Origin of the sequence: Bacillus sp. CH_48, from assembly GCF_038008465.1 — a bacterium.
Lineage (GTDB): Bacteria > Bacillota > Bacilli > Bacillales > Bacillaceae_G > Bacillus_A > Bacillus_A thuringiensis_S.
In genome coordinates this window covers 3,380,232-3,393,158 of record NZ_JBBOZF010000001.1, presented here as the reverse complement: position 1 = coordinate 3,393,158, position 12,927 = coordinate 3,380,232, and the positions used below count along the sequence as shown (strand labels likewise).

Below are 12,927 nucleotides of genomic sequence, written 5' to 3'. Positions count from 1 at the left end.
CAAGAACTCTATTTCATATTAGAATGTTGTTTCTGATAACAAGCAAAGTAAGCAAAACCAACAAACCCAGCTCCTCCAATTACATTTCCGATAAAAACAGGAACAAAATTTTTAGCCAAATCCATCCACGTTAGATGACCAGCAAAAATAACAGCGGAAATGACAAACATATTTGCTACTACTTGCTGAAATCCAATCACTACAAATGCCATAATTGGAATCCAAATTCCGATGATTTTTCCGACAAAATCACTCGTCCCGTAAGCGAGCCAAAGAGCAAGACAAACGAGCCAATTACAACCAATTGCTAAAATTAAAGTTCTTCCAAATGATTCATGTAACTTCCCTTCCGCTATCGCTACTGTTTTATTTAAATACTCTCCCTCTGTTAATCCGCCAAGATGTCCAAAGCAATACGCAACGAAAATTGCCCCAATAAAATTCATGAGAGTAATCCAAACCCAGTTATTCAGTACACTTATCAATGTAATTTTCTTTGCATAAAGCGCCATAGACAGTGACATCATATTTCCCGTAATTAATTCTCCTCCTGCTAATACTACGAGCATAAGTCCAACAGGAAATACCGCTCCTCCTAAAACATTCACTAGACTCCCCCAGCGCTCAGGTAAATTCCCTAAAACTCGAATGTTAAGTAAAAAACCTATCGCAATAAACGCTCCTCCTAAAAAACCGAGAATAAGCATCGCTGGCAATGTCTGTCTTACTTTTTGAACACCGGCCTCAATGACAAGCTCAGCAATTTGTTCCGGCTTATGAAATGCCATTACCCATTCCTCCATTTTCTCCAAATAAAAAAGCAGCTTCAAAAAACCTCCTCAAAATAAAGGTTTTTGAATGCTGCTTAATTTCTCTGCACATCTTTTACAGAGATATCAATCATCACTTTTACTATAAAATAGAAAATCCACAACTCTTGTAAATTCCCCATTTTTCACTATGACGCTAGCTTTATATATTAACCACCGATATGTGACATTTCAATTTTAGGTATTGTATTCTTATTTTTATGATTTAAGCGTTCATCTGAATAACGATCTTCCCTATTATTCCATATATCGCGTACTACATCTGTAATGTCCTCATCTGTATGTTCAGAACGAAGCAATTCTCTTAAATCATTTCCTTTAGAAGCAAATAAGCAAGTATATAATTTTCCTTCTGCAGAAATACGAGCTCTCGTACATGATGAGCAAAAAGAATCTGTTACCGATGAAATAATACCTATTTCCTCGTCGCTTCCTATATAACGATACCTAGTAGCCACTTCACCAGAATAATTTGCTTCTATCCGTTCTAACGGCATAACTTGATGAATCGTATCTACTATTTCTTGTTTAGAGACGACCTCTTTTAAATCCCAACCATTATAATTTCCAACGTCCATATACTCAATAAAACGAAGAATATGCTTGTTTTCCTTAAAGTATTGCGCCATCTGCAAAATGTCCTGTTCGTTTTTTCCCTTTTGAACGACCATGTTTATTTTAATTTTCATTCCAACTTCAGCTGCAGCCTGTATTCCTTCCAGAACCCTTTGCACTTTGCTCCTATTACCATTTAAATAGAAAAACCGCTCTTCTTCTAAGGAATCTAAGCTAACTGTTACACGTGATAGTCCCGCCTTATATAAATCAGGAGCAAATTTTTTAAGTAACGATCCATTGGTTGTTAAACCGATATCTTCTACACCATCTATTTTATGAAGCCGCTCAATAAGCTTTGGAAGCCCTCTTCTAAGTAACGGTTCTCCGCCTGTAATCCGTAATTTTCTCACACCTAAAGAAACGAAAATACGTGTTATCCTTTCAATTTCATCAAAAGATAAAATTTTGTCATTAGACAAAAACGAGTAATCAGGACCAAATATTTCTTCTGGCATACAATATCGACAGCGAAAATTACAGCGATCAGTAACTGAAATACGTAAATCCTTTAACGGACGTTGCAACTTGTCTAATGTAACTGATTTCATCTTCATTGCCTCACTTTTATTTTATATTTAAAACACGCTCTGGATGGGTATACACATTTAAGGAGTGATTACGAATAAATCCTATTGTCGTAATACCTAAATCTTCCGCTAGTTGCAAAGCTAACTCAGTTGGAGCTGATTTTGATAGTATAATTTCACAACCGATTTTTGCAACTTTCAATAATATTTCCGAAGAAATACGACCACTAAAAACAATGATTTTATCTTTTATAGAAATATCGTTTTTTAAACAATAACCGTAAATTTTGTCTAGTGCATTATGCCTACCAATATCCATTCGGCTTAAAATAATACCATTCACATCACATAAAGCTGCATTATGAACCCCGCCAGTATGATGAAACGTATCCGCAGATTGCTGCATTTCTTTCATTAACCGAAAACAATCATCGGCAGCAACCTGTACATGGACACCCTTCATCTTTTTTGCACTTAGTGCATCATTTGCAAAAACAAATCCTTGCCTACTCATACCACAACAAGACGTAATATATCGTTTATTTTGCATTTGTTCATAATACGGATTTACTTTTGTCGTTGTTACATGTACAAATCCTTCTTTCTCCTGCACCCATACACTATCAATATCTTCATACTTTCGAATGATTCCTTCAGATGCTAAGAAGCCTATTACCATATCTTCTATATATTCTGGAGTACTAACCATTGTAACAAACTCCTGTCCGTTCATTTTAATGGTGACAGGAAACTCTGTTACAATGCTGTCCTCTATATGCTTAAATACCTCTTGTTCATAACGAAAGATTTCTCTTTCTACCTGTATCGGTTTCACGATCAGTATCCTTCTCTCACGTTATATTTTTATCAAAAACAAATACCGAAACTGCAATATCTTCTTCTACTTTCATATCTGAAAACAAATTCACTAATTTCGCGCCAACAAGTTCCTCCAAATGTTCACGGGAATTCGCAGCATACACTTCTTGAATCATTTTTGTTCTAGCCAGATGAACCATTTCCGCACCGTCCATCGTACTTGAAATAAATTTTTCAGTAGGTGTTAAGTTTCCATAAAGAGTCGCTATAGCCATATTTTCTGCAAAAACAGTATGAATTCGTTCCGGTCCTTTTCCGAAAAGTTCCTTTCGAAGTTTTCGGATCATATCATTAAATTCATGTACTTTTTTTGACATACAATTATACCTCCCAAAAGCCTCATTTTACTTTATTATATATTTTACCAAAATGAGCCTTCCGCCCAAACTATTTCGTACAAATATTTGGGCGAAAAGGTTCACTTCATGAAGTTTATTCGTCTTTTAACCCTTTCCCCATACCTTTTAAGAAATGAAGCCCAAACCCGATCGCACGGTTAATATCTGGGTCTTTCAATACTTTCATAAGATCGAATACCCCTACTTTTTTATTACTTTCTAGATGTTCATTACCTTCTTCTAGCCCGACTAATAAACTACCTATAAGCTTTTTCGTAAGTTCTGGGTCAAGTTCAGTTAACGCACCTGCAGCGCCCATCATATTATTAATTAAATTTGTAACAGGCTCACGAGTTACTTGACCTAGAACAATCTTCGCAATTGGTTCTTTCGCTTTTAGCATAGAATTTGCAGCTTCTAGCATTCCAATGTCATTTAATTCCCCTACTATATTAAACATCTGATTTAGAGCTTCTTCATTATTAGTTAGAAGCTCTTTTAAATCATCTAACTTTTGCTGTTTTATTTCTTCCTCAGTTAATTCTTGTTTTTGAATCATTTTTATAGGTGCAGCCATAGTTTTCTCCTCCTACTTATCCGTTAAATGCACATACCCTGTACGTGCCCACTTACGATGTACCTCAATTCCAGCTTGAGGGTGACGTTTTTTATTGCGTGGGTTCGCTTTTGGCATCGGATTTTCGCCATCAACTTCTAACACTTCCATACGTACTTTCGTTTGTTTATACGCAGGTGTATTCGTACGTACATCCACAGCAGGACCTGTTAAGAAATTAATTGCCGTTTCGTTATCTGTAGAGTTCATCGGTAAATATAACTCATTCGCTTTTACACGATCTGTAACGAGTGCACGTAATTTTAATGCTCCAAAAGGAGAGACAAGACGAACTAACGAACCTGTTTTTACGCCACGTTCTTTTGCAAGGTCTGGAGAGATTTCAACGAAAACACCAGGTACTTTCGTTTGAATACCTGGTGATTTATTTGTCATATTCCCTTCATGGAAATGCTCAAGCATACGACCGTTGTTAATGTGAAGGTCAAACTCGGCTGGAAATTCAGCTGGACGTACCCAGTCAGCAATCGCAAAACGAGCTTTTTTATCTGGGAAGTTAAATCCATCTTGGAACAGAAGTGGTGTATTCGTTCCATCAAAACTTCCCCAATGGAAACTGTTCCATCCTTCAAGCACTTCATAGTTCGCTTGCGAGAACAATGGTGATAAACTTGCCATTTCAGCAAAGATTTCACTTGGGTGGCTATAATTCCAGTTTGCACCTAGTTTATTCGCAACTTCCTGGACGATCCACCAGTCTGGTTTCGCATCTCCTAGCGTAGGAAGAACTTGATATAATCTTTGGACACGGCGCTCTGTATTTGTGAAAGTACCTTCTTTCTCAAGAGATGGCGCTGCTGGTAATACAACATCTGCATATTGAGCAGTTTTAGAAAGGAAAACATCTTGCACAACGAAGAAATCAAGGCTCGTTAACACTTCATGTACATGATTTGCATTAGAATCTACAAGAGCCATATCTTCTCCGACAAGATACATTGCTTTCATTTTTCCTTCGTCAATTGCGTGAAGCATTTCAATATTATTAAGACCTGGTTCACTATCAATTTTCACTCCGTAAGCAGTTTCAAATTTCGCACGTTCCATTTCGTTAGTAACGTGCTGATATCCTGGAAGCCATCCTGGTAAAGTACCCATATCACAAGCACCTTGTACGTTATTGTGACCTCGAAGTGGGTATGCACCTGCTCCTGGACGACGATAGTTCCCTGTTGCAAGAAGTAAGTTTGAAATCGCAGCGGAAGTATCAGAGCCACCTGTATTTTGCGTTACTCCCATCCCCCAAAGGATACATGTACCATCTGCATCACGAATCATTTCAGCCATTTGAATAAGTGTTTCTTTTGAAATACCAGTCATTTCTTCTCCATATTCAAGTGTATATTCTTTCAGGCTCTCTTTGAAATCTTCAAAGAAGTTTACATTCTCATTAATAAATTCTTGATCATGCCAACCTTGATCAATCATATATTTCGTAACAGCCATTAACCATACTTGATCTGTTCCTTGTTTTGGACTAATAAAGACATCTGATCGCTCTGCCATTTCTGTTTTACGAAGATCAGCTACAATTAACTTTTGTCCGTGTAATTTATGTGCACGTTTAATACGTGTAGCTAAAACAGGATGACCTTCTGTCGGATTACATCCTACAATAATAACAAGACCAGATTGCGCAATATCTTTAATCGTTCCTGCATCACCACCCATACCAATTGTACGGAACAAACCATCCGTTGCTGGTGATTGGCAATAACGTGAGCAGTTATCAATATTATTCGTTTCAAATACTTGTCGGGCTAGTTTTTGAATAACGTAATTGTCTTCATTCGTAATTTTAGATGAAGAAATAAATCCGATAGAACCTTTACCGTACTCTTCTTTAATAGTACCTAATTTATTTGCAACTACATTCAGTGCTTCTTCCCATGTAGATTCAACAAACGTTCCATTTTTACGAATTAAAGGTTTTGTAATTCGTTCTTTAGAATTTACGAAATCCCAACCAAATTTCCCTTTTACACAAGTGGAAATTGCGTTAACTGGTGCATCTGAAGATGGCTGTACTTTAAGGATTTTACGCCCCTTCGTCCACACTTCAAACGAACAACCTACACCACAAAATGTACATACTGTTTTCGTTTTCTTCGTACGAGTATCACGCATGGCCGCTTCCACTTCTGATACCGCAAAAATACCGCTATATCCAGGCTCAACTTCTTTAATTAAATCTACCATCGGTTCAAGAATATCTGGTTTTAATCCCGTCATAAATCCAGCTTCACCGAGCATCGTTTTCTCCATTAAAGCGTTACAAGGGCAAATCGTTACACATTGACCACAGCTAACGCATGAAGAATCATTAATATTTACTCCTTCATCCCAAATAACTCGTGGGCGTTCCGCTTCCCAGTCTATCGATAACGTTTCATTTACTTGTAAGTTTTGACACACCTCAACGCATTGACCGCATGCAATACATTGATTAGGGTCATAGCGATAAAACGGATGCGTCATATCAACTTCACTTACATCTACTTTCGGTTCATAAGGATATTTTTGATGTTCAATTTCCATTAATTCTGCTGTATTATGCAGTTTACAGTTCCCATTGTTGTTGTCACATACTGTACAGTATAATAAATGATTTTCTAGTAACCGATCCATCGCCTCTGTTTGTGCTTCTTTTGCGCGAACAGAAGCACGCTCAACGTTCATACCTTCCGTTGCTATCGTCGAACAAGAACGCATTAACTTTCCGTCAACTTCTACAATACAAGTGTCACATGTTTGAATAGGATCTACTTCCGGCACGTAACAAATTTGCGGATGTTCAATCCCGTTCTCATTAATAACACCCAATATCGTTGAACCAGGCTCCGCTGTATACTTTTTTCCGTCAATTGTAATATGAACCATGTTGTCATTCATGGTCTTTCCCCCTTTTTGAGAATAAAAAAAACTCCACCACGAAAATATACGCACCACATTTTGGGCACGCTATCATCATGGTGGAGTAGTTTATTAGCACATCTTGCTAAAATACCAATCCATTTATTCATAAATAAAAAGATAGATTCATAACAGGTCATATCACGATTCCATCTTTAACACTATAATTATAGCGTTAAATGTACAAATATACAATATAAATTTTAAACTGCGCATATGTCTGTATGTAACTATCCATAATAACCCATATAAAGTTCAACGAGGAATAAGGTGAATATATGGGATCTTTTCGAAAATGGATAAGGGGCGAAAAATCTTTCTCTACACATGAGCAATCTGAAACTGTATTAAATAAAGAAATTTCTTCCTCCATGCCGCTTAATCTTAAACACTTATCCAAATTATTTAGTGGTATTCCAGAATTAATTACACGCACTTTCCCGTTAAAAAACGGAAAAGAAGCTGCTCTTATATATATGGAAGGACTTGTAGATAAAACTGTTATTAATGTAGATATTCTTCGTCCTCTCTTATTTAAAGAATGGAATGAAGATGATTTTTGGGAATCTTCTGTTTCTATAGGGAATATTAAAAAAGTTCAGAAGTGGATAGACATTGAGCAATCTCTCTTACATGGCAAAAGTATTTTATTTATAAACGGGCAATTATCAGCTTTAGAACTAGATACACAAGCGGCGCCAAAAAGGAGTATTGAAGAACCTACAACAGAGACTTCCATAAAAAGCTCACACGAAGGATTTAATGAAGTGGCAAGTGATAGTATCGCACTTATTCGTCGCTATATTCCAAATCGCGAATTAAAAGTGAAGGAATTCACTGTTGGCGAACGAGCAACCTCTAAAGTTTTTTTACTTTATCTTGCAGATGTTGCAAACGAAGATGTTGTACAAGATATGGCATGCCGCATTGAATCAATCAAAGTAGATGCTATTCTTACTACCGGTGAATTAGAAGGATTTGTTGAAGATAATTCCTATACTCTCTTCCCACAATTGTCTATCACTGAACGTCCTGACACAACGGCACATCATATTTTGAATGGGCGAATTGCTGTTGTTGTAGATCGCTCACCAGGCGTATTAATAGGACCGATGACCTTTTCATCCTTTTTTCAGACGATAGATGATTACAGCTTCAGACCTATGATTCCATCTTTTATACGACTCCTTCGTTTCACTGGGCTATTTATTGCAATATTTGCTCCTGCTCTTTATATTGCTATGATTTCCTTCCATTATGAAGTAATTCCGCTCAAATTGTTGTTAACGATTGGAGAATCTCGAGCCAAAATTCCTTTCCCCCCCATATTAGAAGCTTTATTAATGGAATTAGTTCTCGAAATGCTCCGAGAAGCAGCGATTCGGCTTCCTGGGCCTGTTGGACAAACAATCGGCGTCGTAGGAGGAATTGTAATTGGACAAGCTGCGGTTCAAGCTGGGATTGTTAGTAACGTTATGGTTATCGTCGTATCAATTACTGCGGTTGCCTCTTTCATTATTCCTAACTTAGAAATGTCAGCAGGAATTCGGCTTCTTCGATTCCCAATGATGATAGCAGCCTCTTTATTTGGCGTCATTGGAATTATGGTTGGAATGGCAATCATTATCATCCATATTCTTTCTATGGAATCACTTGGTGTGCCATATGGTAGTCCTTTTTCTCCGTCATATGCTTCGGACTTAAAAGATACCCTTGTACGTTTCCCATGGAAAATCATGAAGAAACGGCCACTATCTCTACAATTAAAACAAAATAACCGGCAAAGCGATGTTGAGGAAAAGGAGGAGAATAAGTGACAAAACGTGCAAAGAGGGAAATCACTTTATTTCAATACATTTTAACTATTAGTGGTGTTCAAGTGGGATTTGGCGTACTTACACTCCCGCGTGAAGTTGCACAAGGGGCGAATACAGATGGCTGGATGTCTATTATTATCGGATGTGTCATTACTACTTTAGTCAGTCTATGTATTGTAAAAATTATGGAAAAACATCCAGGATATACTTTACTTGATGTGCTGATACGCTATCTTGGAAAATGGCTAGGAAGAGTAGTAATGATTTTTTGGATTTTATATGCTGTACTCGCAGCTGTTTCCTTAATTTTTCCCCTCTTATACGTTATTCATATTTGGATTTTACCTAGATCTCCTATGTCTTTAATTATGATTTTGCTATCTATTCCAATGCTTATGCTTGCATGTAAAGGAGCACTTATTATTAGTCGTTTTGCTGTTTTCACTGTCATCTTTACACTTTGGATGCCATTATTATTATTTATTCCTCTTAAAGATGGGCATTTTATATATCTTCTTCCTCTTATCAAGGAAGGATGGCTACCAATTATAAACACCGTGAAATCAACTATCATTGCGTTTCTCGGATTCGAGTTTTCGTTTGTCCTTTATCCTTATTTAACTAACAAAGCATCTGCAAAAAAAGGAATCGTTATTGCGAATTTGATTACGTTATTTATTTATCTTCAAATCACGTTTGTTTCTTTTATTTATTTTAGTCCAGATGGTATAACAAAGTTTTTATGGCCGACACTTTCTCTTGTTACACCGTTTCACTTCTCATTTCTTGAGCGATTTGAAATTATCTTTTTGTCATTTTATCTCTTTATTATTTTTGATTCCTGTATTCCTTATATTTTCACTGCTTCAGATGGAATTAATCAATTACTTAACAAAAAAGGCAGTTCATTACCTATTTATTTTTTATTATTCGGATGTATTTTCATCTTATTCTTTTATATCCCTTCTTCTTATCAGATAAGTGCGTTGCGGGAATTTTGGGAAACTGCTAGTTATTTTATCGTTTTTCTATTCCCAGTGGTATTTCTCTTATACATGACACTTTATCAGCATTGGAAAAGGAGAAAAATTTAAATGAGACGTTGTATTCATTTTATTATATTTTGTTTTCTCATAATTTTTTTAGTAGGCTGTGAAGATCGGCTTGATTTAGAAAAACAATCCATCTCATTAATTTACGGTTTTGACGCAAAACCAAAAGGAAAATTAATTGTGTATCACGTAAACCCTATTTTTAATGAAGATGTAGAGAAAAAGTACGAAATTCATGAAGCGAAAGTACATACACCCCGAGAAGCAAAAGATACGTTTAACAGTTCAAGCAGCGGTTTAGTGTCCACAGAAAAGTTACAGCTCATATTGTTTAGCACAAATTTTTTAAAACAAGAAGGAGCTATGCCTTATCTGGATGTTTGGTATCGCGATCCTAAAAATACAGGAAATATGCGCATGGTTGCAGTAGATGGCCCCATTTCTTCTGTTATATATAATAATTTCAAAGATAAGCCTGCTCTTCCTGAATATTTAACAGATTTAATTAATACGAACAAACTATACAATCGGACCGTGTTTACGACATTCCATGAATTTCATAGACAAACTTTTAATAAAGGCGTAACTCCTGCTATTTCAGAAATAAAAAAAGGGAAGAAAGATGTTATTGTTACCGGTTCGGCACTATTAACTTCTCGTGGAACTTATAAGATGTCTTTAAATCGCTATGAAAGTGCCCTTCTTCTTATGGTGCAAAAGAAAGCTAATATACCCGTTTCACTTACAATGAAAATCCCCTGTAATTTAGTTGAAAGTAATAGCCATCTAAAAGATACAAAAGGCGACGATTTCATAACAATAAACGTTCTTAGTATGAATCATGATATCGATACAGACTATAGCGATAACCGCTTCAAATTTAATATTAAAATGGATTTAAAAATTGCCGTATCTGAACTTACATTCAACATGGATATAGATAAAGATAGAAAGAAATTAACTTCTCTTATTACAAAACAACTAAACAAAGATTTAAACGAATTAATCTACAAAATTCAAAAACAGCAACTCGATCCATTCGGATTTGGTGATTATGCGAGAGCATTTCACTATAAAGAATGGAAACAAGTTGAAGATGATTGGCCACGTGCCTTTTCAAAAGCTAATGTGAAAGTAGCACCAACTATTAAAATTTTAGAAAATGGGATTATTAAATAGAAAAAACACGCTACTTGCTCTTATATGAATAAGTAGCGTGTTTTCATTTCCATTACAAGTATTATTTCAATGGACTATACTCTATTTCCATTTCTAACATTACTATGTTTTTTAGCATATACAAAATATATGAAAACGCCTATTATAATCCATGCCACAAAACTAATTAAAGTAAGCTTAGAAAGGTTCAAAGCCAAATATATACAACTTACTATTGAAACAATAGGTAAAAAAGGTACTAGAGGGGCACGGAATGGCCTCTTCATATCAGGATGTGTCTTTCTTAATACAATGACAGCTATAGATACAAACACAAATGCTGTTATCGTTCCCATATTCACTAAATTAGCTAATAAATTCAAATCCACTAATCCCGCTAATAAAGCTGCTAGTATACCTGTAACCCACGTATTAAAAAATGGAGTTTGTAAACGTTTATGGACACTTGAAAGTCTTTTTGGTAACAGTCCATCTCGACTCATCGAATAAGATACACGAACAAATGCAAACATAGCTACTAACAGAACTGTTGTTAGCCCTGCTATCGCTCCCACCGATAACAACCCAGCAATTCTATCTTCTCCTACAGTGCGCAACGCATATGCAACCGGATCAGCAACATTTAATTCCGTAAACGGAACCATTCCAGTTAGCACGAATGAAACACCTACATATAGAACGGTACAAATGAACAAGGAAACAAGTAGCCCAATTGGCACGTTACGTTGTGGACGCTTCACTTCCTCTGCGGCTGTTGCAACTGCATCAAATCCTAAAAAAGCAAAAAATACAGTAGCAGCGCCCCCTACCACACCGTGAAAACCAAACGGTAGAAATGGTTGCCAATTCTCTGGTCTTACATATTGTGTCCCTACAACAATAAATCCTACAATAACAGCCAGTTTAATAATAACCATTATATTATTAATTCGTGCACTTTCTTTTGCACCACGGCTTAATAAAAATGTAACAACTAAAATAATAAGAACTGCTGGTAAATCAATGATTCCACCCTTCTCCATTCCTGGTGCCGAAGCAAAAACCGTAGGAATGTGAATATTAAAACCTAGTAGCAGTGACTGAAAATATGCTGACCAGCCTGCTGCAACCGCAGAAGTCGCTAATAAATACTCCAGCATAACACACCAGCCAACTATAAATGCAAAAATCTCACCTAGTGTCATATATGTATATGAATATACACTTCCCGAAACTGGAACTGTAGATGCAAATTCAGCATAACAGAAAGCTACACATGCACATATAATTGCCGCTAATACAAAAGATAATACAATCGCCGGACCAGCATGTTTCGCTGCTACAATACCAGTTAATACGAAAATACCTGTACCAATAATTGCTCCAATACCTAAAAGAGTTAAATCAATCGCTCCTAAAGTTTGATTCAATACTTTTTTCTTTTCTTCATCCATTGCTTTCTTTATGAAAAGACTCATTCTTTGAAACCTCTTTTTCAAGTTTATCTCTTACTTGTTACATTCTTTATTACTGTTCTATTTTAAAAATAAAAATATACATAGTTCACTTCCCCTATAGACTTAGTAACCCGTCTCAATAAAAACAGAAAAATCAATCTCTTTATACCGTATTGAATTTTCAAAATATTAATCATACCAAAAAACCATTAAGAATGCTGATTGAATTTATCATACAATTAATTATATTGTCAATAATAAATCACTCAAAAATAATCGGTTGATTATGTATCAAATGTTATTTTTATACATAATCATTTTCTCAAAAACATTGTTGTTTCCCACCTTAATATTCATATTCATTTTATTACATTGATTTTCATACAACCTTCATTACATACAATGTAATGAAAATCATAATAACCTCAAATTAATTATTATTCAAAAATAATAATTAATTTGAGGTTATGTCACCATTTTAATACTAACAAAAAAGTGCAGATTTTCATCTGCACTTTTTTTATTCTTCCACTTCAGCTTCTGCACTACTATTTTCAAGATGCTCCTTCTGAGCTTCCTCTTGCAACTCTGCTGAAATCATCCCATAATAAAGTTCCGGATATAACCCAAATATTTGATATACACTTCCTAAAAACGGCATCAGAATCCCTCTTTTCTAAAGTTGTATTGCCACTTTTAAG

11 protein-coding genes are annotated in these 12,927 nt (G+C 35.7%); 3 read left to right on the top strand and 8 right to left on the bottom strand.

The window, feature by feature from the left end; translation table 11 throughout:
- Positions 1 to 8: 8 nt before the first annotated feature.
- The 6 genes from N2V92_RS17155 to fdhF form a co-directional block, all read right to left on the bottom strand.
- The gene (locus tag N2V92_RS17155) at positions 9 to 788 is read right to left on the bottom strand and encodes a formate/nitrite transporter family protein (protein WP_000863998.1); all 780 of its coding nucleotides are present in this window, start codon (positions 786 to 788) and stop codon (positions 9 to 11) included.
- A 191-nt stretch (positions 789 to 979) separates the two neighbouring features.
- Positions 980 to 1,996 (bottom strand): GTP 3',8-cyclase MoaA, encoded by a 1,017-nt coding sequence (gene moaA, locus N2V92_RS17150; protein ID WP_000844115.1) that lies wholly within the window; start codon positions 1,994 to 1,996, stop codon positions 980 to 982.
- Positions 1,997 to 2,012: 16 nt separating this feature from the next.
- Positions 2,013 to 2,810 carry a formate dehydrogenase accessory sulfurtransferase FdhD gene (gene fdhD, locus N2V92_RS17145; protein ID WP_000802662.1) on the bottom strand — a complete coding sequence of 266 codons (798 nt, stop codon included), beginning with the start codon at positions 2,808 to 2,810 and terminating at the stop codon, positions 2,013 to 2,015.
- A gap of 16 nt (positions 2,811 to 2,826) precedes the next feature.
- Positions 2,827 to 3,171: a DUF2294 domain-containing protein gene (locus N2V92_RS17140; protein WP_000039580.1), complete on the bottom strand. Its 345-nt coding sequence runs from the start codon at positions 3,169 to 3,171 to the stop codon at positions 2,827 to 2,829.
- Positions 3,172 to 3,286: 115 nt separating this feature from the next.
- Complete coding sequence (locus N2V92_RS17135) at positions 3,287 to 3,769, bottom strand: DUF1641 domain-containing protein (RefSeq protein ID WP_000729897.1); 483 nt, start codon at positions 3,767 to 3,769, stop codon at positions 3,287 to 3,289.
- Positions 3,770 to 3,781: 12 nt separating this feature from the next.
- Entirely contained in the window at positions 3,782 to 6,721 is a 2,940-nt protein-coding gene (fdhF, locus tag N2V92_RS17130) for a formate dehydrogenase subunit alpha (protein WP_042595418.1), read from the bottom strand.
- A 299-nt stretch (positions 6,722 to 7,020) separates the two neighbouring features.
- On the opposite strand from fdhF, the gene N2V92_RS17125 reads away from it, so the two are divergent.
- The 3 genes from N2V92_RS17125 to N2V92_RS17115 are packed head-to-tail and all read left to right on the top strand — an operon-like array spanning position 7,021 to position 10,790.
- Positions 7,021 to 8,559: a spore germination protein gene (locus N2V92_RS17125; protein WP_017763495.1), complete on the top strand. Its 1,539-nt coding sequence runs from the start codon at positions 7,021 to 7,023 to the stop codon at positions 8,557 to 8,559.
- Positions 8,556 to 9,653, top strand: a complete 1,098-nt coding sequence (locus N2V92_RS17120) for an endospore germination permease (RefSeq protein WP_042595420.1) — start codon at positions 8,556 to 8,558, stop codon at positions 9,651 to 9,653. Before N2V92_RS17125 ends, N2V92_RS17120 begins: the two co-directional genes overlap by 4 nt.
- Positions 9,654 to 10,790, top strand: coding sequence for a Ger(x)C family spore germination protein (locus tag N2V92_RS17115; RefSeq protein ID WP_042595422.1), 1,137 nt, complete (start codon positions 9,654 to 9,656; stop codon positions 10,788 to 10,790).
- A 74-nt stretch (positions 10,791 to 10,864) separates the two neighbouring features.
- On the opposite strand, the gene N2V92_RS17110 is transcribed toward N2V92_RS17115, so the two are convergent.
- Complete coding sequence (locus N2V92_RS17110; RefSeq protein WP_000051659.1) at positions 10,865 to 12,247, bottom strand: APC family permease; 1,383 nt, start codon at positions 12,245 to 12,247, stop codon at positions 10,865 to 10,867.
- Between the two features lie 499 nt (positions 12,248 to 12,746).
- Complete coding sequence (locus tag N2V92_RS17105) at positions 12,747 to 12,887, bottom strand: hypothetical protein (RefSeq protein ID WP_001116193.1); 141 nt, start codon at positions 12,885 to 12,887, stop codon at positions 12,747 to 12,749.
- Positions 12,888 to 12,927: the final 40 nt, after the last annotated feature.

Bases quoted from the DNA above. Each gene is read 5' to 3' on its own strand.
- moaA (WP_000844115.1), bottom strand. From the start codon at position 1,996: ATGAAATCAGTTACATTAGACAAGTTGCAACGTCCGTTAAAGGATTTA.
- N2V92_RS17140 (WP_000039580.1), bottom strand. From the start codon at position 3,171: ATGTCAAAAAAAGTACATGAATTTAATGATATGATCCGAAAACTTCGA.
- N2V92_RS17135 (WP_000729897.1), bottom strand. From the start codon at position 3,769: ATGGCTGCACCTATAAAAATGATTCAAAAACAAGAATTAACTGAGGAA.
- fdhF (WP_042595418.1), bottom strand. From the start codon at position 6,721: ATGAATGACAACATGGTTCATATTACAATTGACGGAAAAAAGTATACA.
- N2V92_RS17115 (WP_042595422.1), top strand. From the start codon at position 9,654: ATGAGACGTTGTATTCATTTTATTATATTTTGTTTTCTCATAATTTTT.
- N2V92_RS17125 (WP_017763495.1), top strand. From the start codon at position 7,021: ATGGGATCTTTTCGAAAATGGATAAGGGGCGAAAAATCTTTCTCTACA.
- N2V92_RS17110 (WP_000051659.1), bottom strand. From the start codon at position 12,247: ATGAGTCTTTTCATAAAGAAAGCAATGGATGAAGAAAAGAAAAAAGTA.
- N2V92_RS17155 (WP_000863998.1), bottom strand. From the start codon at position 788: ATGGCATTTCATAAGCCGGAACAAATTGCTGAGCTTGTCATTGAGGCC.
- N2V92_RS17105 (WP_001116193.1), bottom strand. From the start codon at position 12,887: ATGCCGTTTTTAGGAAGTGTATATCAAATATTTGGGTTATATCCGGAA.